Origin of the sequence: Shewanella indica, assembly GCF_002836975.1 — a bacterium.
GTDB classification, from domain to species: Bacteria; Pseudomonadota; Gammaproteobacteria; order Enterobacterales; family Shewanellaceae; genus Shewanella; species Shewanella indica.
In genome coordinates this window covers 113,184-133,665 of record NZ_NIJK01000027.1, presented here as the reverse complement: position 1 = coordinate 133,665, position 20,482 = coordinate 113,184, and the positions used below count along the sequence as shown (strand labels likewise).

Annotated in this window: 20 protein-coding genes; 10 read left to right on the top strand and 10 right to left on the bottom strand. The window is 53.9% G+C overall.

Features of this window, described 5'->3' with window-relative positions; all coding sequences use genetic code 11:
- Nucleotides 1-205 precede the first annotated feature (205 nt).
- From CX650_RS07595 to CX650_RS07575, 5 genes are all read left to right on the top strand, one after another.
- Nucleotides 206-946: a nucleoside-specific channel-forming Tsx family protein gene (locus tag CX650_RS07595; RefSeq protein WP_101095481.1), complete on the top strand. Its 741-nt coding sequence runs from the start codon at nt 206-208 to the stop codon at nt 944-946.
- Between the two features lie 15 nt (nt 947-961).
- Complete coding sequence (locus CX650_RS07590; RefSeq protein ID WP_101095480.1) at nt 962-2,722, top strand: aryl-sulfate sulfotransferase; 1,761 nt, start codon at nt 962-964, stop codon at nt 2,720-2,722.
- Between the two features lie 48 nt (nt 2,723-2,770).
- A complete protein-coding gene (locus tag CX650_RS07585; protein WP_226684395.1) occupies nt 2,771-3,385 on the top strand; it encodes a thiol:disulfide interchange protein DsbA/DsbL in 615 nt (204 codons plus the stop codon).
- A gap of 10 nt (nt 3,386-3,395) precedes the next feature.
- Nucleotides 3,396-4,010, top strand: coding sequence for a disulfide bond formation protein B (locus CX650_RS07580; RefSeq protein ID WP_101095479.1), 615 nt, complete (start codon nt 3,396-3,398; stop codon nt 4,008-4,010).
- A 132-nt stretch (nt 4,011-4,142) separates the two neighbouring features.
- Complete coding sequence (locus CX650_RS07575) at nt 4,143-5,420, top strand: O-acetylhomoserine aminocarboxypropyltransferase/cysteine synthase family protein (protein WP_101095478.1); 1,278 nt, start codon at nt 4,143-4,145, stop codon at nt 5,418-5,420.
- Between the two features lie 38 nt (nt 5,421-5,458).
- Here the strand turns inward: CX650_RS07575 and CX650_RS07570 are convergent, their stop codons facing one another.
- Together CX650_RS07570 and CX650_RS07565 are read right to left on the bottom strand one after the other, a co-directional pair.
- On the bottom strand, nt 5,459-5,920 hold the full coding sequence (locus tag CX650_RS07570) for a DUF1090 domain-containing protein (RefSeq protein ID WP_101095477.1): 462 nt from the start codon (nt 5,918-5,920) through the stop codon (nt 5,459-5,461).
- An 86-nt stretch (nt 5,921-6,006) separates the two neighbouring features.
- Complete coding sequence (locus tag CX650_RS07565) at nt 6,007-9,096, bottom strand: DUF2339 domain-containing protein (protein WP_101095476.1); 3,090 nt, start codon at nt 9,094-9,096, stop codon at nt 6,007-6,009.
- 252 nt (nt 9,097-9,348) lie between these two features.
- Here CX650_RS07565 and mpl point away from each other — a divergent pair, with 252 nt between their 5' ends.
- From mpl to CX650_RS07540, 5 genes are all read left to right on the top strand, one after another.
- Nucleotides 9,349-10,731, top strand: a complete 1,383-nt coding sequence (gene mpl / locus CX650_RS07560) for a UDP-N-acetylmuramate:L-alanyl-gamma-D-glutamyl-meso-diaminopimelate ligase (RefSeq protein ID WP_101095475.1) — start codon at nt 9,349-9,351, stop codon at nt 10,729-10,731.
- Nucleotides 10,728-11,369, top strand: coding sequence for a flavin prenyltransferase UbiX (locus CX650_RS07555; protein ID WP_025010042.1), 642 nt, complete (start codon nt 10,728-10,730; stop codon nt 11,367-11,369). Before mpl ends, CX650_RS07555 begins: the two co-directional genes overlap by 4 nt.
- A 7-nt stretch (nt 11,370-11,376) precedes the next feature.
- Complete coding sequence (hpt, locus tag CX650_RS07550; protein ID WP_039033092.1) at nt 11,377-11,907, top strand: hypoxanthine phosphoribosyltransferase; 531 nt, start codon at nt 11,377-11,379, stop codon at nt 11,905-11,907.
- 126 nt (nt 11,908-12,033) lie between these two features.
- Nucleotides 12,034-12,972, top strand: a complete 939-nt coding sequence (locus tag CX650_RS07545) for an ABC transporter ATP-binding protein (RefSeq protein WP_101095474.1) — start codon at nt 12,034-12,036, stop codon at nt 12,970-12,972.
- On the top strand, nt 12,969-13,739 hold the full coding sequence (locus tag CX650_RS07540) for an ABC transporter permease (RefSeq protein WP_071475780.1): 771 nt from the start codon (nt 12,969-12,971) through the stop codon (nt 13,737-13,739). Before CX650_RS07545 ends, CX650_RS07540 begins: the two co-directional genes overlap by 4 nt.
- Nucleotide 13,740: 1 nt before the next feature.
- Here the strand turns inward: CX650_RS07540 and CX650_RS07535 are convergent, their stop codons facing one another.
- From CX650_RS07535 to sfsA, 8 genes are all read right to left on the bottom strand, one after another.
- Complete coding sequence (locus CX650_RS07535; protein WP_071475781.1) at nt 13,741-14,247, bottom strand: DUF4124 domain-containing protein; 507 nt, start codon at nt 14,245-14,247, stop codon at nt 13,741-13,743.
- Nucleotides 14,248-14,405: 158 nt separating this feature from the next.
- Nucleotides 14,406-15,251, bottom strand: coding sequence for a pantoate--beta-alanine ligase (panC, locus tag CX650_RS07530; protein ID WP_101095473.1), 846 nt, complete (start codon nt 15,249-15,251; stop codon nt 14,406-14,408).
- 19 nt (nt 15,252-15,270) lie between these two features.
- Nucleotides 15,271-16,065 carry a 3-methyl-2-oxobutanoate hydroxymethyltransferase gene (gene panB, locus CX650_RS07525; RefSeq protein ID WP_101095472.1) on the bottom strand — a complete coding sequence of 265 codons (795 nt, stop codon included), beginning with the start codon at nt 16,063-16,065 and terminating at the stop codon, nt 15,271-15,273.
- A gap of 77 nt (nt 16,066-16,142) precedes the next feature.
- Nucleotides 16,143-16,631 carry a 2-amino-4-hydroxy-6-hydroxymethyldihydropteridine diphosphokinase gene (gene folK / locus CX650_RS07520; RefSeq protein WP_101095471.1) on the bottom strand — a complete coding sequence of 163 codons (489 nt, stop codon included), beginning with the start codon at nt 16,629-16,631 and terminating at the stop codon, nt 16,143-16,145.
- Between the two features lies 1 nt (nt 16,632).
- Nucleotides 16,633-18,018 carry a polynucleotide adenylyltransferase PcnB gene (locus CX650_RS07515; protein WP_264184783.1) on the bottom strand — a complete coding sequence of 462 codons (1,386 nt, stop codon included), beginning with the start codon at nt 18,016-18,018 and terminating at the stop codon, nt 16,633-16,635.
- 113 nt (nt 18,019-18,131) lie between these two features.
- Entirely contained in the window at nt 18,132-19,001 is an 870-nt protein-coding gene (gene gluQRS / locus CX650_RS07510) for a tRNA glutamyl-Q(34) synthetase GluQRS (protein WP_101095591.1), read from the bottom strand.
- 68 nt (nt 19,002-19,069) lie between these two features.
- Nucleotides 19,070-19,513 carry an RNA polymerase-binding protein DksA gene (dksA, locus tag CX650_RS07505; RefSeq protein ID WP_101053694.1) on the bottom strand — a complete coding sequence of 148 codons (444 nt, stop codon included), beginning with the start codon at nt 19,511-19,513 and terminating at the stop codon, nt 19,070-19,072.
- 168 nt (nt 19,514-19,681) lie between these two features.
- Complete coding sequence (gene sfsA / locus CX650_RS07500; RefSeq protein WP_101095469.1) at nt 19,682-20,386, bottom strand: DNA/RNA nuclease SfsA; 705 nt, start codon at nt 20,384-20,386, stop codon at nt 19,682-19,684.
- Nucleotides 20,387-20,482: the final 96 nt, after the last annotated feature.

Below are 20,482 nucleotides of genomic sequence, written 5' to 3'. Positions count from 1 at the left end.
TTATTATAAATTGGAGAATAAAAGTTTTTGAGTGTTAATTAGCTCTTTGTGATCTCGCTCATCAAAAAATAAAATTTTATTTTTTGATGATCCTTATTAAACCTTTTAACAAAAAGACAAAATAAACATTTTCATGTGATTTAGTTCACCTATTCAATTCTGCTTCTGTAAATAATTAACTTGAGTCGGGAAGGAAGGATTGAATATGAACACGAAATTGCTATGTCCCTTAATTATCTCTGCCTGCCTTGGTGGCCACTGTCAGGCGGCTATGTTGGCTGTTGAAGCCGGGATGATGGATTGGCAATCCAAAGCATCGGATTATTTTGGCGAGGCCAAAGACAATAACCCATTTATCACTCTGAAAGGTGCCGTTGGTAATGAGTATGGGGATATTTATGGCCATGTAAAGTGGGAAGACCCGGATGATGGAGCCTACTACGGCACAGAGATTAATGTGATAGGTCAGATTAACTTAGGGGAGACAGATTGGAATCTCTATGGCCAAGTGTTTGACAAGAGTAAACCCAGTTGGGGCGAAACCAACACCATGTTGGGACTGAGCTGGGACAAAAATTATGACGATACTTATCTACAAGTTGCCCTGGCAGGACATTTTGTCGATGCCACTTATAAAAGTTTTGATGCCAACTTTGAAGGTGGTTTCAACAGTGGGTATGTTTATTTTCTGGCAAGCCATAAGCTAAATCTATTTAAGCAAGACTTTAAGTTGACCTGGTGGCAAGAACACTTTTTTAATCGCGAAGATGATTATTTGGTTTTATCTGGTGATGGAAAAGATTTTGGTTTTAATGGAGCTTTATCTGTTAATTGGTCTTTTAGCGAAAATCTGAGTTTTATCCTGAGTTATCGGTATGCGGAAAATAACTTAGGAAAACAAGGATATCACGACGCTATTTTTTATTCCCTGCAATATCAACTTTAATTGGAAGGTGACAAGATGAAAATGAAGAGACTGTGTTACTTAATGTTGGCGGCATCCAGTCTGACATTAACGGGTTTCTCAACCCAGGTGATTGCCGGTGGCGATCTGCCGGGTACCAGTTCCAGTGCCATACCTCAGGGGCAGTTGGGATTTGTCTATGTAGATCCTTACAAGTTCAGCCCCTTGGTGGCGGTGATCGATCTCGGTGGCAAGTCCATCAGTGACGTCAAGGTCACGGTCAAAGGCAAAGGAAAGAAAGGGATTGATATTCAGTACCCTGTGGGATTGACTCAACTCAACACCCACAGTGGTATTCCGGTATTTGGCCTCTATCCCGATTATCTGAACCGGGTTGAGGTCAGCTACAAACTGGCCGGTAAGTCAGTGACCGAGGAATACAAGATCCGCACCAGTGCATTGCCTCACCTGCATATCGATGGCAATGACCGCACTCAATATGAATATGAGCCGGTCAAAGTCGCCAAAGGTTTTGAAGACAGATTCTATCTGGTTGATGGTCAGGTGATACCACCCAATATCCGTGACCACTGGGACTGGATCCCGACCCAGAACATCATAGATACCAACGGCGATGTGCGTTGGCATCTGAACAGCGATGTTATCTATGACCGTCCGGGCGGCTCCATGTCCTTCAAGCAGACCCGTGATGGCAAGCTGATCTTTGGCCAGGGGTTGATGTTTGAATTGCATCAAGGGTTCCAGGTGCCTTACTACGCCAAGTATGACTTTATCGGCAAGCCTATCTTCAAGCGCGAACTCCCGCGGGGCTTCAATGGTTTCTCCCATGAGATCACCGAAATGCCCAATGGTCACCTGCTGCTGAGGGTGGGAAAGCGTGATTATGTCACGCCGGATGGCCTCAAGGTCGACACAGTGCGCGACCATGTGATTGAAGTGGATCAGAACGGTGATGTCGTTAAGGTTTGGGACTTCAACAAGATACTCGACCCTATGCGTGACACTGTGCTCAAGTCATTGGATATGGGGGCGGTTTGCCTGAACGTGGATGTCTCCAAGGCCGGTGAAACCAAGACTGCCGAAGAGCTGGCCAGCGAACCTTATGGCGATGTTGCCGGGGTCGGAACCGGTCGCAACTGGCTGCATATCAACTCCATAGGTTATGACCCGGCCGATGACAGCATCATTGTCAGCTCACGCCACCAGTCTGCGGTGATCAAGGTTGGCCGTGATAACAAGGTCAAGTGGATCCTCGGCACTCCCGAAGGTTGGAAAGGAGAACTGGCCGCCAAGGTACTGAAACCCGTTGATACCAAAGGTCGGGCACTCAAGTGTGACGCCAAGGGTTGCGAAGGCAGCTTTGACTGGACCTGGACTCAGCACACGGCTTGGCCGGTACCGGACAGGGGCACAGTCACAGTGTTTGACAACGGCGATGGCCGCGGTCTGGAACAACCTGCACTGCCGACCATGAAGTATTCCCGCGGCGTCGAGTACAAAGTCAACATGGGCAAGATGACAGTGCAGCAGACCTGGGAGTACGGCAAAGAGCGGGGATACGAGTGGTATAGCCCAATCACTTCCATCACAGAGTGGCAAGCGGATCACAAGACCATGTTTATGGCCTCGGCTTCTGCCGGATTGCTGGAAGGGGATAAGGCTCCCGAGCATTGGATCACTGAAGTGGATCCCAAGACCAACGAGGTCAAGGTCGAAATTAAGGTGAAGACCCTGATGAAACACGAGCCTGGCTATCGCTCTACCGTGGTTCACCCCGAAAGTATGTTCAATCGTTGATTATTTTTGTGGCGGCAGCCGGGCTGCCGCCTGTTTGGAGTCCGTATCATGATGAAGAAAAGTCTGTTGGCACTGAGTGCCCTGTTGTTGTCCTGCTCTGTTTCCGCTGCCAAATACAATGAAGGCGAACACTATCAACTGTTGGGGGCCGCCAGCTTTGATGCTCCCAATCAAGTGGTGAAGGTGTATTCGGTCAACTGCCCCTTCTGCTACAAGTACGACAAGGCAGTGATCCCCGGCATGGTGAAAAATCTGCCCAAGGGGGTGACCTTCGATGATTATCACATCACCACCAAGCCGCCATTCGGCATGGAGAAAGCCCTGGTGCTGGCTTATGCCCAAACCCAATCCGAGCAGGCTTTCAAGACAGTCAAGATGGCACTGTACAAGAAGTATCATGACGACAAGGCCCGCTTTGCCTCCGCCGATGAAGTCATCGACTTTGGCCTCAAGGCCGCAGGCCTGGATCGCGCCGGTTTTGAAGCGGCCAAGAATAGCCCTGAGGTGCAACAACTCTTGAGCAAATGGGACAGAGGCGTGGAAGTCGCCAAGATCCAGGGGATCCCGGCACTGGTGGTCAATGGCAAGTACTTGATCAACACCAAGTCTATTCGCAGCATGCAGATGCTCGATGAACTGGTGGCCGAACTGGCCGCCAAGTAAGGAGTCACGGATGAATAAATTGAGTATGTTGTTTCGGGAGTTTACCCAGGCTCCCGTTCCCACTCTGGCTCGCTGGCAACAGGGGCGAGTACTCTGGAGCATAATGCTGGGCGCGGCAGTATTTTTGCTCGCTTCTGCCATGGGCTATTTTCAGGTGTTTCTGGAGATGGATCCCTGCGAGCTGTGTGTCTACATACGCTTCAGCCAATGCTGCATAGTACTGGCCGGTGCCATCATATTGATCAATCCGAAGAACCACGTGCTCAAGGCCTTGGGTGTTGCCCTGGCACTCTACGGCGTGATCCAGGGAATGGCCTGGTCGATTCAACTGATGAATATCCACGACGCCGCGCACCTGGTAGTGGATGAGTCGATGGACTTCTTTGCCGAGGCAGGTTCGGCGGCAGGTTCAGCCTGCTCCACCGAGCCGCACTTCCCTCTGGGCTTGCCGCTGGATAAGTGGCTGCCATTTGAGTTCGCTCCTACCGGCGGCTGCGGTGAAGATGACTGGTCACTGTTTGGCATGAATATGGCGCACTATTGCATCATAGCCTACTCAGTGTTTGCCATCGGCCTTGGCGGCGCAATAGTGGGTTGGCTGGCGAGCTTCAAGGCCAAGCCATAACAGACAGCTAATCGCGCCTGGCAAGAACCACCCTCAGGGGTGGTTTCTTTTTATTTGGACATCTGGACGTCTGTCTGTTAATTTGATTGCTCACTCATTCAGTCAGCATTATCTGTCATCAAGGAGCGCGAGATGAAACTGGAATCCCTGGCGTTGCACCATGGTTATGAATCGGAAGCCACCACCAAGTCGGCGGCGGTGCCCATCTATCAGACGACGTCCTATACTTTCGACGATACTCAACACGGCGCCGATCTGTTTGACCTCAAGGTGCCCGGCAATATATACAGTCGCATCATGAACCCCACCAACGCCGTGCTCGAAGCCAGAATGGCAGCTATCGAAGGTGGCATTGGCGCGCTGGCGCTGGCCTCGGGAATGGCGGCCATCACTTATGCGCTGCAGGCGCTGACGGAAGTGGGCGACAACATAGTCAGCAGCAGCCAGCTCTACGGCGGCACCTATAACCTGTTCGCTCACACTCTGCCGCGCCAGGGAGTAGAGGTGCGCATGGCCTCGTTCGATGACTTCGATACCCTGGAGTCGCTTATTGATGAGCGCACCAAGGCGGTGTTTTGTGAGTCCATAGGCAACCCCGCCGGCAATATTGTCGATATCGCGCGTCTGGCAGAAATTGCCCACAAACATGGCGTGCCCTTGGTGGTGGATAACACAGTGGCGACCCCTGTGCTGTGCCGCCCCTTCGAACATGGCGCCGATATTGTTGTCCACTCGCTGACCAAGTATGTCGGTGGCCACGGCACCACAGTGGGCGGGGTGATCATCGATTCGGGCAAGTTTGACTGGGTTGCCAATAAACACAGATTTGCGGTGCTCAATCAGCCGGACCCTTCCTACCATGGGGTGGTGTATACCGAAGCCTTCGGCGCGGCGGCCTATATCGGCCGTTGCCGAGTGGTGCCGCTGCGTAATACCGGCGCGGCTTTATCACCACACAGCGCCTTTTTACTGTTGCAGGGGCTGGAGACCTTGAGCCTGAGGATGGAGCGACATTGCAGCAATGCCGAGGCGCTGGCAAGTTACCTGCAGTCCCATCCGCTGGTGAACTGGGTCAATTATGGCGCCCTGGCAGACAGTCCTTATAAGGCCAATTGCGACAAAATCACCTCAGGCAAGGCGTCCGGTATCATCAGCTTTGGTATCAAGGGGGGCAAAGAGGCCGGTGGGCGCTTTATCGATGCGCTGCAGATGATCCTGCGTCTGGTGAATATAGGCGATGCCAAGTCACTGGCCTGTCATCCTGCCACCACGACCCACAGGCAGCTCAACGCCGAGGAGTTGGCTCGTGCCGGGGTGAGTGAAGATCTAATCCGGATCTCTGTGGGAATTGAGCATATAGACGACATCATCAGCGATGTGGCCCAGGCGCTGGAAGCGTCCCAGGCTTGATGATGTCATCAATAAGCCCCGCCAAGCGGGGCTAATACTTATCTGGCGTCCATCTCGGACTTCAATCCACGTATTTCAGCTTCTTTAGCGCTGATTTTCGCGGCTGTTTTAGCCTCTTCCTCGGCCAGTTCTCGTTGATATTTGGTGACCTTATCGACTTTGCCCTTGCGCTCGGCCTCGGCGATATCGGCGTTCAGTTTGGCGCGTTCTTCGGCCAGTTCTTCACCTAACTCGCGAATCTCATTCTGCTTGTCACGGATCTTGTTTGCCAATTCATCGCGTGAATCTTGCTGCTTTTGGATTTCACCGGCCTCAGTGCAGTGGGCACGGACTTCGGCCAGCGCAGTTTCCAGTCCCCGTATTCTGTGGCTGTTGTTATGCTCTTTGGCATCAGAGAGCTGCTTTTCGATTGCGGCTTCTTTTTTGGCGCAATGACCACCGGCCAGGGCGGGGAGTGAAAACAGAGCCAGGGAAAATAGGGTTATTTGGGTCAGTTTCATAAATTACCAAGAATGGAGTAAAAGGTCGTTAGCAAAACTTCAGTCAGACTTATTCCCAAGGCGCCCGCGGGCGCCTTTGAGTTGGTTTATTGTGACAGCAGCCGGGCTCTGGATTTCTGGTAGAAGTAAGCCACCCCGAGCAGCAAGGCGCCAATCAGCATAAAGACGATGATCTTTTGCAGCAGATCGGCGGCGGCCATATCCAGCAGCAATACCTTGAGGCAACTGATGGCAAACAGACCTGCGGCCAGTTTGAGCATAATCTGGCAGCCGGGACGCAGGCTGAGGAACATCAGCCAGCAGCCGTGGGACACCATGAGCACTGTGCTTAGGGTGGCATCGAACCCGGTTGGCATCTGGTAGGCCAGAGGCAGATAGGCCAGCAGCAACAGGGCATGCCAGGCGATAAACACCATATTGGTCGGCAACTGCTGACGATAGCGTCTCATGGCCAATGGCCGTTTACGGATAAACAGCGCCAGCAAGGCCAGGTTGCAAGCTTGTGCCAGCGCCATCAACCAAGGCTCAGAAGGCCGAGTCAGGGCATCGAGCTGCAACGACTGAAGGCTGTCGAGCCAACTGAGCCAGGGCAGCAGCAAGGCGATAAAGAAGCTGGCAAAGGCAAAGGGGTAACCCGGGCGCAGGGCCTTGAGCGGTTTGCGGCTGAGCAGGATAAAGAAGTAGCCGCTCAGCACCACACTGCTCAGTGCCAGAGTGTGGCTGAACAAGACCTCCAGGCTGTGACTCACCACCGCCAGCAGCAGCGCGCCATAGAAGGGTGACAACTGCCAGCCGAGTCGGCAGGGGCCTTGCCAGAGCCTTGGCAAGGATGGATAGCGCCACAGCAGCAGACCAGAATAGAGACTGCCCAGCAGCAGTGCGACAAGCCCGGGCCATTGTCCTGCCAGGCAGGCTAAAGCGGTTTGGGCTATAGCCAGCACCAGCAGCACATCCGCTTCGCGTTTCAGTATCGGCTGTCTGAACTTGCGGGCCAATACTAAGCTAACAAAGCAGGATAACCACAAGGCCGGGGCCAGCCAATCTTCAAAGCGAAGGGCAATTTTGGGCAGCCACAGCAGTGGCAAGAGCACCAGGCAGGCCAGGCGAGCGTACCAGGCCAAACGCTTAAGTTCGCCCAGGGGATGGAAGCGCCGGTATGCATACCAGGCCAGTAACAGGCAGAGGAACAGCTCTACCCTGGCGATTTGCGCATACAGCGGCTGAGCGCGGAAACTCAGGCTATGCACCTCCACAACGGCGAAAATGACCTGAGCCGCCAGCGGTAACAACAAGGCCCAGGCCAAGGCCTCGCTGACCCTGAGTTGTTGCCTGCGCGCGAGTAGCAGCAAGGTCAGACTCAATCCGGGAATTATCACCAGGAAGTAGTGTTCACTTATCAGCCAGGTGCTAACCAGGGCTAAAGACACCAGCAGCACGTTGGCAAGCTCGCGTCCCAGCTGCAGCAGTTGTTGCTCCCAGCGGCTGAGCTCGGGCTGTTTGCCCAGCAGTTGGTTAAAGCCAAACAAGCTAAGCGTGCTTAGCCCCCAAGCCAGCAGCGGCAGTGACAAGAGCGCCGGCGCTTCATTGATCATATCGCCAAGGGCCAACAGGTTGATGACCAGTCCCAGAGCCAGCAGGGTGATGGCCTCGATTCGCAGCGAGGCTTGCTGCTCTCGGCAACCTAGCCACATCAACAGCAAGGCTTCGAGCAGTAACACCAGCCCCAGCAGCTCACCACTGAGCAGGCTGAGCGCGGCAAAACCGAGACAGGCACCGGTCGCCAGCCATAATAGCGTCTGCAGCTGTTTGTCTTGTTTAAGCCAGAGCGACAGGCCGATAAGCACGGCGGCGTTCGCCAGCAGCAGCTCGCCGGCGTGGGGGCTGAACTGGCTCAGGCTATAGACCAAAAAGGCCAGCAAGGCCGCAGGCAGAGCCAGCAGCCTGTGGCTGAGACCTTCCCGGCCAAACAGCCAAAGGCTGCCAAGTCCATAGCCATAGAAGAGGCCATGCAGGGAGATGAGCGCCAGAACTCCCATTATCCCTTGCCCTTGCAGCGGCAGCTCGACAAAGAAACTCAGGCTCTCGATACAGGCGATGTGCAGTATGGCTGTCGTTTCCAGCAGCACAGGCCAACGTATCTTGTGACTCAAGAGTAAAGAGCAGCCACCAATCAGCAGCAGGAAGGGGAGATACATCAAAGGCGCCTGACTGCCGGAAAGCAGCATCAGTGGTGCCAGGGAGCCACCCAGCAAGGCGACTATGCTGATGACTCTGGCTTCCAGTTTCAGCGCCAGACTGTAACCGGCTACAGTGATAAGCAACAGCAGCAGATAGCTGACGCCATCCGGTACCAGCTCGAAGTAGGGACCGACAAAATAGGCGCACAGATAGTTGATAATCAGCCCAAGGCCCACCAGACCCGAGCCGAAATCGGCCATTGCTCGTTGCCGTTTGCGGATAAAGGCTCCCAAGGCCAGAATGCCATTGGCGCAGACAAAGCCAGTCAAGGCCTTTCCTGTGTCCGACAGCCAGTGGTTCATGGAATACTGCAGCAGATAACCAAAGCCCAGGGTCATGGCGATGATCCCGGCCAGGGTCATCATAAATACCGGGCCCTGACCTTTGGCTTGATAGTGCTGATAAAAATCTTTGGCTTGTGCGAAGAGTCCCAGCAGCGGGCTCAGCATAGCGGCAAAAAAAGCGGCCACAGCCTGATCAAATTTACGCCCCCAGTTGGGAGTCTGCTGTCCTCGCCCCTCTTGTGTTTGGGGCGGTACTCTTTGGGCTACGGTTTGTTTTGATGCGGTTTGCGCTTGGGTTGCAACTGGCGTTGCTGCCGTATCAGCTGGTGCCGGCTGGGTGTGCTCGATAGGCTGAATATCGGCCCTGCGCTGCCAGGCGTCCTGGCGCTGAGCCGGCGACTCGAAAGACAAATCGGCGGCTTTTGGCTCGGCCTGAGGTTCATTTTGTTCAGGCATTGCTGACGGCTCGGCAACCTTGGCCGCCAAAGGCTGAGCTTGCTCTTCGGCAAGCTGATTGACGGCCGCAAACAGCGCCTCGATTCTTTGTTCTATCGCGTCGAGGCGGATATCTGTCCTGATTTCCAGGTTAGTCTCTTTGAGTTTGAGATCTTCAAGCTCGCGCCTGAGATGTTGGAGTTCTTCCGTTAACTGCATGCTGCTTTCCTGATGCTAATCGCATTTGCGTAGGCTGCGGGCATTTTAAACGCGCGGCTCTGTCCTGACCAGCGTTCGGCTCAGGTTTTGGGAAATTCCTTTATCTATTAATCACATTGCTTAGCGAAGATGAGATAAAGCTGAACAGCTGGCAGAGGCCTCTCGCGTCTTGCCGGTGGCATAGGTACAATGAGCGGCATGCAAACTCGCCCAACGAGGGGCGAGCGGACTCACTGCAGAAGGATGGCCTTAATGCACGTACATATTCTGGGGATCTGTGGCACTTTTATGGGGGGCTTGGCACTGCTGGCCCGCGCCATGGGACATAAGGTCACCGGCTCCGATGCCAATGTATACCCTCCCATGAGCACCCAGCTTGAGCAGCAGGGGATAGATCTTATTCAGGGGTTTGACCCTTCACAGCTGGATCCCGAGCCGGATATTGTGGTGATAGGCAATGCCATGAGCCGCGGCAACCCCTGTGTGGAAACCGTACTCAACCGCGGCCTGAAATACACCTCGGGCCCGCAGTTTTTGCATGACCATATATTGCCCGAACGTTGGGTATTGGCCGTTTCCGGTACCCATGGCAAAACCTCAACCGCCAGCATGTTGGCCTGGATCCTCGAAGCCTGCGGCTATCAACCTGGTTTTTTGATTGGTGGAGTGCCGCAGAATTTCGGCATTTCGGCCAGGTTGGGCGAGTCGCCCTTCTTTGTGGTCGAGGCCGACGAATATGACAGCGCCTTCTTCGACAAGCGCTCCAAGTTTGTGCATTACCAGCCAAGAACCCTGGTGATCAACAACATGGAGTTCGACCATGCTGACATCTTCGACGATCTCAAGGCGATACAGAAGCAGTTTCACCATCTGCTCAGAATCCTGCCTGGGGATGGCCGGGTGATCTGGCCGCAAGACAGCCAGGCGGTTGCCGACGTGATAGCCAAGGGCTGCTGGAGTGAGCAGGAAACCTTGAGCCATGAAGTGGGCCAGGGTGACTGGAGCGCCAGGATGCTGGCAGATGATGGTCACGAGTTTGAGCTATTTTTCCGCGGTGAATCCCAGGGCGTTTTGAGCTGGGGCCTGATTGGGCGTCACAACATAGACAACGCCACTATGGCGATAGCTGCGGCGCGTCATGTTGGGGTCTTGCCGGTAGATGCGCTCAAGGCGTTGGCAGACTTTACCCCGCCCAAGCGTCGTCTCGAGTTGCTGGGCAGCGTAGAAGGGGTCAGCGTTTATGACGACTTTGCCCATCACCCAACGGCAATCGCCACAACTCTTCAGGGAATGCGCGCCAAGGTAGGCCAGGGCAAAATCACTGTCGTGCTTGAGCCTCGCTCCAACACCATGAAGCAAGGGGTGCATAAAGACACACTGGCCAACTCCATGGCCCTGGCCGATGAAGCCGTGTTGTATCAGGCGGATAATATCGATTGGGATATTGCCGCGGCCATGCAGGCGGCGCCGCTGCCGGTACAGGTTTTGCACAACATAGATGAGATAGTGGCCAAGGTCAGTGGTGAAGCCAAGCCCGGCGATACCGTGCTGATCATGAGCAATGGTGGCTTTGGCGGCTTGCATCAAAAGTTGCTCCAGGCCCTTAAAGCCAGAAGTGGCGAGGTCAAAGCGTGAAATATCAGCAGATTAAGAGTATCAGCCTCGCCTGGACCGGCGCCTCCGGGGCGCCCTATGGGCTGAGGCTGCTGGAGTGCTTGCTCAAGGCCGAGTTTCGGGTTTTTCTGATGGTGTCCAGCGCCGCTCGGGTGGTGTTGGCAACGGAACATGGGCTCAAACTCAGCAGCGCACCGGACAAGGCCACAGAGCAGCTCAGAAAACTGTTTCCCGAAGGCGGTGAACTGAGAGTGCTCGGCAAGGATGAGTGGTTCTCTCCACCGGCGTCTGGCTCGGCGGCGCCAAAGCAGATGGTGATCTGTCCCTGCTCAACCGGCACCCTGGCTGCGGTGGCCACAGGTATGAGCAATAGCTTGCTGGAGCGGGCCGCCGATGTAGTGCTCAAGGAGCGCGGTCAGCTGTTGTTGGTGCCCAGAGAGACACCTTTCAACGCCATTCATCTTGAACATATGTTGAAACTCAGCCAACTGGGCGCCATCATAATGCCGGCCGCACCCGGCTTTTATCACCATCCCAAATCCATTGAAGATCTGATAGACTTCATGGTCGCCCGGATCCTGGATCATCTGGGTGTCGAACATGCATTAACGGATCGCTGGGGTTATGACAAACCCAAAGACAGTGAGATCGACAATTGAGAGTTATATGAAACACACCACCGAAGTGATGATCTCGGCAGAAGAGATCAACCAGAAACTGGATGAATTAGCCGAGCGCATCAATGCGCATTATGCCAATGCCGACAAATTGCTGATGGTCGGCCTGCTCAAGGGCTCAGTGGTCTTTATGGCCGATCTCTGCCGTCGGATTAAGGGCCATGTAGAGATCGACTTTATGTCTGTTTCCAGCTATGGCAATGCCATGACCAGCACCAGAGACGTGAAGATACTCAAAGATGTTCAGTCGGAAATCGCCGATCGTGATGTGTTGATCGTCGAAGATTTGATTGACTCGGGCAACACGCTCAACAAGGTACGCGAAATGCTGCTGCTGCGTGAGCCAAAGAGCCTGACGCTCTGTACTCTGCTGGATAAGCCGGATCGCCGTGAAGTCGATGTACCGGTAGACTTTGTCGGTTTTACTATTCCTGATGAATTTGTGGTCGGTTACGGTATCGACTACGCCGAGCAGTATCGCAACCTGCCTTATATCGCCAAGGTGATCCCGCAGGAGTAAGCAAGCTGTGATGTCGGCTTTGTTTATATAGTAAGACAGACTCCCGCCACGGCGGGAGTCTTGCTTTTTGCGTCCCGGGCCGCTGCCGATACCCCAGGTATTGGAGGCTCTTTAGGAGAAACATCTATGACGACCAAAGCTCTGGCGTTGGAGCTGGACAATCTTAAGAAGACCTATAAGGGCGGTGTCGAAGCCGTCAAAGGGATCAGCCTGAAAGTGGCTCAGGGTGACTTTTTTGCCTTGCTCGGCCCAAACGGTGCCGGTAAGTCCACCACTATCGGTATCATAAGTTCGCTGGTGCACAAAAGTGGCGGCAGTGTGCGGGTCTTTGGCCATGATCTGGATAAAGAGCTGGAGCAGGCCAAGTTGTGTATCGGCCTGGTGCCGCAGGAATTCAACTTCAACCAGTTTGAGACAGTACTGCAAATCGTGGTTAACCAGGCCGGTTATTACGGTGTGCCCAGAGCCGAGGCCCATAAGCGGGCCGAGAAATATCTCAGGCAACTGGATCTCTGGGACAAGCGCAACAGCCAATCCCGGCAGCTTTCCGGCGGCATGAAGCGGCGTTTGATGATAGCCAGGGCCTTGATGCACGAGCCCAAGCTTTTGATCCTCGATGAGCCTACCGCCGGGGTGGATATAGAACTGCGGCGCTCCATGTGGGAGTTTCTCAAAAAAATCAACGCTGAAGGCGTCACCATCATACTGACGACCCACTATCTGGAAGAAGCAGAAATGCTTTGCCGCAACATAGGCATTATCGATAAGGGCGTGCTGGTGGAGTGCACCAGTATGAAGTCCCTGCTGTCGAAACTGGATATGGAAACCTTTGTGTTGGATATCAAGCAGCCGCTTGTTGAGGTACCCAAGCTTGGCGATATTAGCGTCAGGCTTACCGATCCAATGACCCTGGAAGTGGACTTGGTGAAGTCCCACAGCCTGAACGCCGTCTTCGGTTTACTGAGCGAGCAGGGGGTTGAGGTGCTATCCATGCGTAACAAGGCCAATCGATTGGAGGAGTTGTTTGTGAAACTGGTTGAAAATGCCCAAGGAGGCCAGGCATGAGAGGTCTGTATCTGGTTGCCTTCAAGAGTATTTTAATCAAGGAAATTACCCGTTTTACCCGCATTTGGATACAGACGCTGGTACCGCCGGCGATCACCATGACACTGTATTTTCTGATCTTCGGTAATCTGGTGGGCAGTCGCATCGGTGAGATGGGCGGGGTGTCCTATATGGAGTTTATCGCCCCGGGCCTTATCATGATGTCGGTGATCACCAACTCCTACTCCAATGTGGCATCTTCCTTTTTCAGCGCCAAGTTCCAGCGTAACCTGGAAGAGCTGATAGTGGCGCCTGTGCCTCATTATGTGATGATAGCCGGCTATGTCGGTGGCGGTGTCGCCCGTGGACTGTTGGTGGGCCTGATAGTGACCCTGGTAGCCATGTTCTTTGTCGATCTCAGTGTGCAGCACTTGGGATTGGTGATAGTCACAGTGTTTCTGACCTCAGTGCTGTTTGCCCTTGGCGGCCTTATCAATGCCGTGTTTGCCAAGAGCTTCGACGATATCAGCATTATCCCCACCTTTGTGTTGACGCCGCTGACCTATCTTGGCGGGGTGTTTTACTCGCTGTCGCTGTTGCCTGACTTTTGGCGTGGCGTATCGGCGCTGAACCCTGTGGTGTATATGATCAACGTGTTCCGCTATGGTTTCCTGGGATTTGCCGATATGAGCGTGCCGCTGTCCATTGGGGTGATGCTGGGGTTCTGTGCGGGTCTGTGGTTGTTGGCCTATTATCTGATCTCTCGTGGGATAGGGCTGCGCAGCTGATTCAGGGCTGAGCCTCGGTTTTCTGCTGCAGCAATTGTCTGTATTGCTGCAGCTTGGCTATCTTGTCATCATTGGCGCGTTTGAGCTCATCAAAGTGGGCGTTTATCTTGCCGCGCTGCTCAATAAACGCGGGATCTTCCCGCGCCATTTTCTGCCAATAGCGTTGCCGCTCCTGCTTTTGTAGCTCGCTGGTTCGCAGTATTTCCAGATAGCTGTTTTCCTGCTGCAGCCGATAGACTTCGGCTTCCAGTCGGCGCAACAGCTTGTCTTCTGGCAGGCTGTCGTTTTCCAAAAGGGATTGCAGCGGATCAACTCTTTCTCCCTCGGCCGTTTCCGTGGTCACGCCATACTGGTATTCAATTCTGTGCTGGGTGAAGGCTTGTGGGCAGGGCTGCTGGCTGAATACCACCTTGTCTTCTTTGATACATTTATAGACGGTACCTGCCTGAACTTGCCAAGCGAGCAGCAGTGCAACAAAGAGCCAGAGTCTGGGCTGTCCGGACAACATTGGGGTGGGAATCCTTTCGTCACATATCTAAAACAAGTGTAACCAATATGACTCAAACCTTTATTGAAGACCAGTTTTTGACTAAGGAAATTATTGTGGCTGGGGGAAGCTATTGGGCAGAAAATGAAGGGGTAGCTATCCTACCCCTTAAAAAGAGATCAGCGTGACAATATCATATTGTCTATGAGGCGGGCCTTACCCAGATAAGCGGCGGCCAGGATCACCAGCGATTTGTCATCGCTGTTCACAGGCTTGAGGCTTGAAGCTTCACGCACTTCCAGATAGTCGGGCTCAAGCCCGGCGGCGCGCAGGAACTCCTTGGCATTGCTGATGGCTTGGTCGATATCCTGTCCCAGGACGATCGCCTCGGCCAGTTTATCCATGCTTGCCTTGAGCTTGGGGGCCAGCGCCTTTTCGGTCTCGGTGAGATAACTATTGCGCGAACTCAGTGCCAGGCCGGAATCCTCGCGAACGGTTTCTACCCCTATGACCTCGATGGGCAGCGACAGGTCGGTCACCATGGTCTTGATCACCAGTAGTTGCTGGTAGTCCTTGCGGCCAAACAGGGCTATATCCGGCTGCACTATATTGAACAGTTTGCAGACTATGGTCGCGACTCCGCGAAAATGCCCTGGACGGCTGGCACCGCAAAGCTCATCGGAGATCCCGGGGACTTCCACAAAGGTCTGGGCATCCAGCCCCTTGGGGTAGATAAGCTCGGGTGTTGGGGTAAACAGCAGCTCGCAGCCGGCTTCGGTCAGCTTCTGTTGATCGGCGCCCAGGGTGCGGGGATAAGCATCGAGATCCTCATTCTTGCCAAACTGCAATGGATTGACAAAAATCGAGGCCACCACGTGATCGGCGCGGCGCGCAGCTTCGAGGATTAAACTCACATGTCCCTGGTGCAGATTGCCCATGGTAGGGACAAAGGCGATGGTTTCCCCCTTTTGGCGCCATTCCCGTACCCGGGCACGGATCTCATCTATTTTGGCTGTGGTCAGCATAATCTGGCGAATCCCCGGCTCAGTTAAAGGTGTGCTCTTCTGCGGGGAATTGTCCCTGCTGAACTTCGTCGATATAGGCCTTCACGGCCTCACGGATTTCACCTGTCTGCTTGAGGTAGTTCTTGGAAAAGCGCGGGATATAGCCGCTGGAAATCCCGAGTACATCGTGCATCACCAGGATTTGGCCATCAGTCTCCTTGCCGGCACCTATGCCGATCACCGGAATTTGCAGCGCTTCGGTTATCTGTTTTGCCAACGCTGCCGGGATACATTCGAGTACCAAAAGTTGGGCACCGGCACCTTCCAGCGCCTTGGCTTCATCCAGGATCCGCTGGGCGTTGTCGGCATCGCGGCCCTGCACCTTGAAACCACCGAACACATGCACTGATTGTGGTGTCAGTCCTATATGAGCGCAGACAGGAATGCCGCGCTCGGTCAACATGGAAACCGTTTCCAGTAACCATTGGCCCCCTTCAATCTTGATCATGTTGGCGCCGGCCTGCATCAGCTTGGTGGCATTGGTCATTGCCTGTTCGGGAGTGGCGTAGCTCATAAAGGGTAGATCGGCCATCAACAAACTGCGGCTGATGCCACGGCGAACACAGCGGGTGTGATAGGCCATCTCCTCGACACTGACAGGCAAGGTATCATCGTGCCCTTGCAGAACCATTCCCAATGAGTCTCCTACCAGCAGGACGTCTACACCTTCGCTGTCAAAAGCGGCGGCAAAACTGGCGTCATAAGCGGTCAGAGCGGTAAATTTTCTACCTTCCTGCTTGAATTTACGCAGGGTAGCTGTGGTGATTTTAGACATAATGCTCTTCTTATTAACCGAGTAAAGTGGTGTTATATGCCATGAAGCTTTGGACTGCAACGATCCGGCTCAGTTTCTCAGCCGGAGGGATGGAGCAATTGCAGCGATTGGCGCATGGCATCGGTGATCAGTGTGGCTATGCCGGTACCGCAGGGCAACACCAGCGAAGGATTGAGTTCTTCCAGTGGAATGAGGACAAACTCACGGCTCTTGATGCCGTAGTGCGGCACAGTGAGCCTTGGGGTCTGTATCTGCTGATCGCCGTAGAGCAGCAGGTCCAGATCCAGGGTTCTGGGCCCCCAGCGCACCAGGCGTTGTCGACCTTGCTGCAACTCGATTGCCTGCAAGGCGTCAAGGAGTTCCAGCGGCGCCAGTTCGGTCTCGAAACAGGCCACCGCATTGACATAGTCTGGCTGGGGAACATCGCCCATGGGAACCGAGCGATAGTAGGATGAAACGCGAAAGCTGTTTTGCAGCGCCAGCTGTTGCAGCGCCAGGCAAGCACTATCAAGCTGGCGCTCGGGAGAGTCCAGGTTGGCGCCCAGCGCCACATAGACTCCGGTCATCTTACTCTGCCGCCTGTGGTTTTTCGCTTGGGCGACGTGGCTTGCGGCGCCGGCGCTGATTGGCATTACGGTTGCGGCTGCCGCCGGTTTTGTTGCCGCTGCGTATCAGTTGTTGTCTCTTATCATCATCAGACTCGACAAACTGTTGCCACCAACTGGCTTGTTTGGCCAGATTACCGCCTTCGGCATTGGCTCTGAGCAGCAAGAGATCGTAGGCGGCGCGGAACTTGGGATGCTCCATCAGTTTAAAGGCGCGGCCCCCTTGAGAGCGTTCAAAGCGCATCTGTAACTGCCAGATATCCCGTGCCGGAGTGCTGAAGCGGCGTGGAATGCTTACCGAGCGGCACTGCTGCTCAAGTACATCGCCCATGGCGGCAAAGAAGGCATCATAGGGGCTGAGACCGCTCTCCAAGGCAATATCCTGGGCGCGGTTTTGCAGCGGATACCAAAGGAGCGCGGCATAGAAGAAGGCCGGTGTCACAGGCTTGTCTTCACCGACGCGCACATCTGTGTTGTGCATCATTTCGCTCAGCAGTCTGGCGGCCGGGCCCTTGGGATCGTCCCGCAGCAGGCTTTCCACCAGAGGGAAGATCGGTGCAAACAGCTGATATTCGCGCATCATCTGATAATTGTTCAGCGCCTTACCGGCGAAGAACAGCTTGAGCACTTCTTCATACATACGCGCCGCCGGAATATCTTTCAGCAGCGGAGCCAGGCTCTTGATCGGGGCCGCAGTGCGCTTATCGATGGACATCCCCAGTTTGGTGGCAAAGCGCACGGCTCGCAGCATACGCACCGGGTCTTCCCGGTAACGGGTCTCGGGATCGCCAATCAGTCGCAGGCTTCTGGCTTTAAGATCATGAATACCGCCGCCATAGCTGCGAATGGAGTAGTCGGCAATATTGTAATAGAGGGCGTTGACGGTAAAGTCGCGACGCTCGGCGTCTTCATCTATGTCGCCATACACATTATCGCGCAGCAGTCGTCCGGCCGAATTGACCTTGGAAATTTTCTCTTCGCTGTTGCCGTGGTGGCCGCGAAAGGTAGCCACTTCGATAACATCCCGGCCAAAGACGATATGGGCCAGGCGGAAACGACGGCCAACCAGGCGGCAGTTGCGAAACAGCTTCTTGATCTCTTCCGGAGTGGCATTGGTGACCACGTCAAAGTCTTTTGGATCCAGTCCAAGCAGCAGATCGCGTACGCCGCCACCGACCAGATAGGCGTTAAAGCCAGACTTATGCAGGCGGTACAAAACCTTGAGCGCATTCTCGCTAATCTGTCTGCGGGAAATGCTGTGGCCATCGCGCGGGATAACCTCCAGGCTCAAACCTGTGTCTGTGTTGTCTTCTTGTTGAGCCTTGGCTGTCTGACCATCGTCAAACAACTGCTTACAAAACTGACTGATACGGCGAAAAATGGGACACCTCGGAACGTTAACGCAAAATAAGGGTTAAAAACTGGCGGCTATGATATACCAAATAGCGGGCGATGAGTATATCAGCGGCCGATGAGGATCTCTGTCTGTTTGGGAATGCTGTCCGGATCAAACTGAGCCACCGCCTGAGCCAACATCTGAGTCACATCGGCTTGGGGGGTGACAGCGGCCTGGCCGAGAAACTCAAGTGCCGCCAGCAGCGCCGGCTGTGGATGGCGTTTATCCACCGGCGTGGCATGGTTTTGCTTGGAGAGCTTGCGTCCAGTTTGGGTGCTGGCCAGCGGCAGATGAAAAAAACTCGGTTCCTGAAACCCGAATTGGCGAAACAGGCTTATCTGTCGGCAACTGGCCTCCAAGAGATCGGCGCCGCGGACGATTTCTGTGATGCCCTGAAAGGCGTCGTCCAGCACTACCGCCAGTTGATAGGCGTACAGGCCATCGCTGCGCTTGATAATAAAGTCTTCTGCGGCGAAGGCCGGGTCGACACAGACTTTACCCAGATGGTCATCAATAAACTGAGCAACCGCCAATTGGTTGCGAATGCGAATAGCACCTTGCTTGAGTTGCAACTCCCGGCAGCGGCCGTCGTAAACGCCACCTCTTTGCTGGATCTGTTTGCGGGTGCACTGGCAATAGTAGGCCTGATTGGATTTCAGCAAGGCATCTATATGTTGTTGATAGTCTTGCAGGCGTTGGCTCTGGTACAGCACTTCGCCATCCCAGTGTAAGCCAAAGGCTTCCAGAGTGTGCATTATGTCATCGGCTGCGCCGCTGACTTCTCTTGGGGGGTCGATATCTTCTATTCGCAGTAACCACTGCCCTTGTTTTGAGCGGGCGCGTAGATAACTGCCGAGGGCGGCAACAAGAGAGCCAAAATGCAAAGAGCCAGAAGGCGAGGGGGCGAAACGGCCTATGTAGGAAGTGTTGTTCATCAAGGGCAGAGTGACAAAAAAATCGCGGGGCCAGTGTAACACTTGGCCCCGCGCTGTGGCAGATTAGATTAACCTGCCATCTGTTTTTCTTTGATCTCTGCCAGCGTTTTGCAGTCGATACACAGATCGGCTGTCGGTCTGGCTTCCAGACGACGGATGCCGATTTCAACGCCGCAGGATTCGCAGAAACCGAAGTCATCTTCTTCAATTTTCTGCAGTGTCTTTTCGATCTTCTTGATCAACTTACGTTCGCGGTCGCGGGCGCGCAGTTCGAGGCTGAACTCTTCTTCCTGGGCGGCACGGTCCACCGGGTCCGGGAAGTTTGCAGCTTCATCCTGCATATGGGTAAGAGTGCGATCCACCTCTTGACGCAACTGATTCCTCCATGCTTCAAGAATGGTTTTGAAGTGACTCAGTTGTTCCGAGTTCATGTACTCCTCACCGGGTTTTTCCTGGTAAGGGTCTACACCAGCGATAGCGAGTACACCAAGTTTTTTAGTGCCTTCAGGCATAACGCATCTCCTGTTTCCATTTGCGTCGTAGGGCGTTCTTATGAACGGCCGCTATCTATATCAGAATCTCTCTACCTAGGCAAATATTTCGATTTACTTATTGCTAATTATTTGAATATGTCTGCTAAACCCGATTAAATCAACTTTTTATCACTTTTCACAGCTGGTTCAGCGGATAAATTCGAGCCTTGATTCCACCCTGAAGCCTTCTGGGGCAAGGCTTGTGGCATAGGCCAGCACTTCAACTCCGGCCGCTATGGCTTCGTTCAATAAATCAGCATATTTTGAATCTATATGACGGGCCGCTGATACGGTTTTTATGCCGGTATGTTGCACTAAAAACACCAATACCCCTCGTTGGCCACTTTTTACCACGGACATCAGTTCCCGCAAGTGTTTCTGACCGCGGCTGGTGACGGCATCAGGGAAGTAACCGTGACCTTCTTCCAAGAGTGTGGTGTTCTTCACTTCGATATAGCAATCGGCCTTTGTCCCTTCGCTGAGAAAAATATCGATACGGCTGTTTTCATCACCGTATTTCACTTCCCGCTTGAGGTTTTGGTATCCCTGTAGTTCCTTGATGACACCTGTTTGGATCCCTTCCTCTACCAGAGCATTGGCCCGGCCGGTGTTGACTCCAATCAGGTCGCCTCCAGGGGTTTGCATCAGTTCCCAGGTGTGGGCGTACTTACGCTTGGGATTGTCCGAACAGGAGAACCAAACCCGCTCGCCGGGGAACTGGCAGTTCTTCATTGAACCCGTATTGGGGCAGTGCAGGGTAATCTCAGTGCCATCATCCAGCCTGACATCGGCCAGAAAGCGTTTATACCTTTGGATCAAAATGCCGGATTGCAGTGGTGGGATAAACTCCATTCCCATCTCCCTGAAGTGACTGAAAACTCCAAAGCCTAGCAGGCTTTACAGTTGGCAACAATTCTCATTCGGCGCAGGGCTTCAAGTGCCGGGCAG

Coding starts and splice junctions, on each gene's coding strand:
- CX650_RS07595 (WP_101095481.1), top strand. CDS start 206: ATGAACACGAAATTGCTATGTCCCTTAATTATCTCTGCCTGCCTTGGT.
- CX650_RS07590 (WP_101095480.1), top strand. CDS start 962: ATGAAAATGAAGAGACTGTGTTACTTAATGTTGGCGGCATCCAGTCTG.
- CX650_RS07585 (WP_226684395.1), top strand. CDS start 2,771: ATGATGAAGAAAAGTCTGTTGGCACTGAGTGCCCTGTTGTTGTCCTGC.
- CX650_RS07580 (WP_101095479.1), top strand. CDS start 3,396: ATGAATAAATTGAGTATGTTGTTTCGGGAGTTTACCCAGGCTCCCGTT.
- CX650_RS07575 (WP_101095478.1), top strand. CDS start 4,143: ATGAAACTGGAATCCCTGGCGTTGCACCATGGTTATGAATCGGAAGCC.
- CX650_RS07570 (WP_101095477.1), bottom strand. CDS start 5,920: ATGAAACTGACCCAAATAACCCTATTTTCCCTGGCTCTGTTTTCACTC.
- CX650_RS07565 (WP_101095476.1), bottom strand. CDS start 9,096: ATGCAGTTAACGGAAGAACTCCAACATCTCAGGCGCGAGCTTGAAGAT.
- mpl (WP_101095475.1), top strand. CDS start 9,349: ATGCACGTACATATTCTGGGGATCTGTGGCACTTTTATGGGGGGCTTG.
- hpt (WP_039033092.1), top strand. CDS start 11,377: ATGAAACACACCACCGAAGTGATGATCTCGGCAGAAGAGATCAACCAG.
- CX650_RS07545 (WP_101095474.1), top strand. CDS start 12,034: ATGACGACCAAAGCTCTGGCGTTGGAGCTGGACAATCTTAAGAAGACC.
- CX650_RS07540 (WP_071475780.1), top strand. CDS start 12,969: ATGAGAGGTCTGTATCTGGTTGCCTTCAAGAGTATTTTAATCAAGGAA.
- CX650_RS07535 (WP_071475781.1), bottom strand. CDS start 14,247: ATGTTGTCCGGACAGCCCAGACTCTGGCTCTTTGTTGCACTGCTGCTC.
- panC (WP_101095473.1), bottom strand. CDS start 15,251: ATGCTGACCACAGCCAAAATAGATGAGATCCGTGCCCGGGTACGGGAA.
- panB (WP_101095472.1), bottom strand. CDS start 16,065: ATGTCTAAAATCACCACAGCTACCCTGCGTAAATTCAAGCAGGAAGGT.
- folK (WP_101095471.1), bottom strand. CDS start 16,631: ATGACCGGAGTCTATGTGGCGCTGGGCGCCAACCTGGACTCTCCCGAG.
- gluQRS (WP_101095591.1), bottom strand. CDS start 19,001: ATGAACAACACTTCCTACATAGGCCGTTTCGCCCCCTCGCCTTCTGGC.
- dksA (WP_101053694.1), bottom strand. CDS start 19,513: ATGCCTGAAGGCACTAAAAAACTTGGTGTACTCGCTATCGCTGGTGTA.
- sfsA (WP_101095469.1), bottom strand. CDS start 20,386: ATGGAGTTTATCCCACCACTGCAATCCGGCATTTTGATCCAAAGGTAT.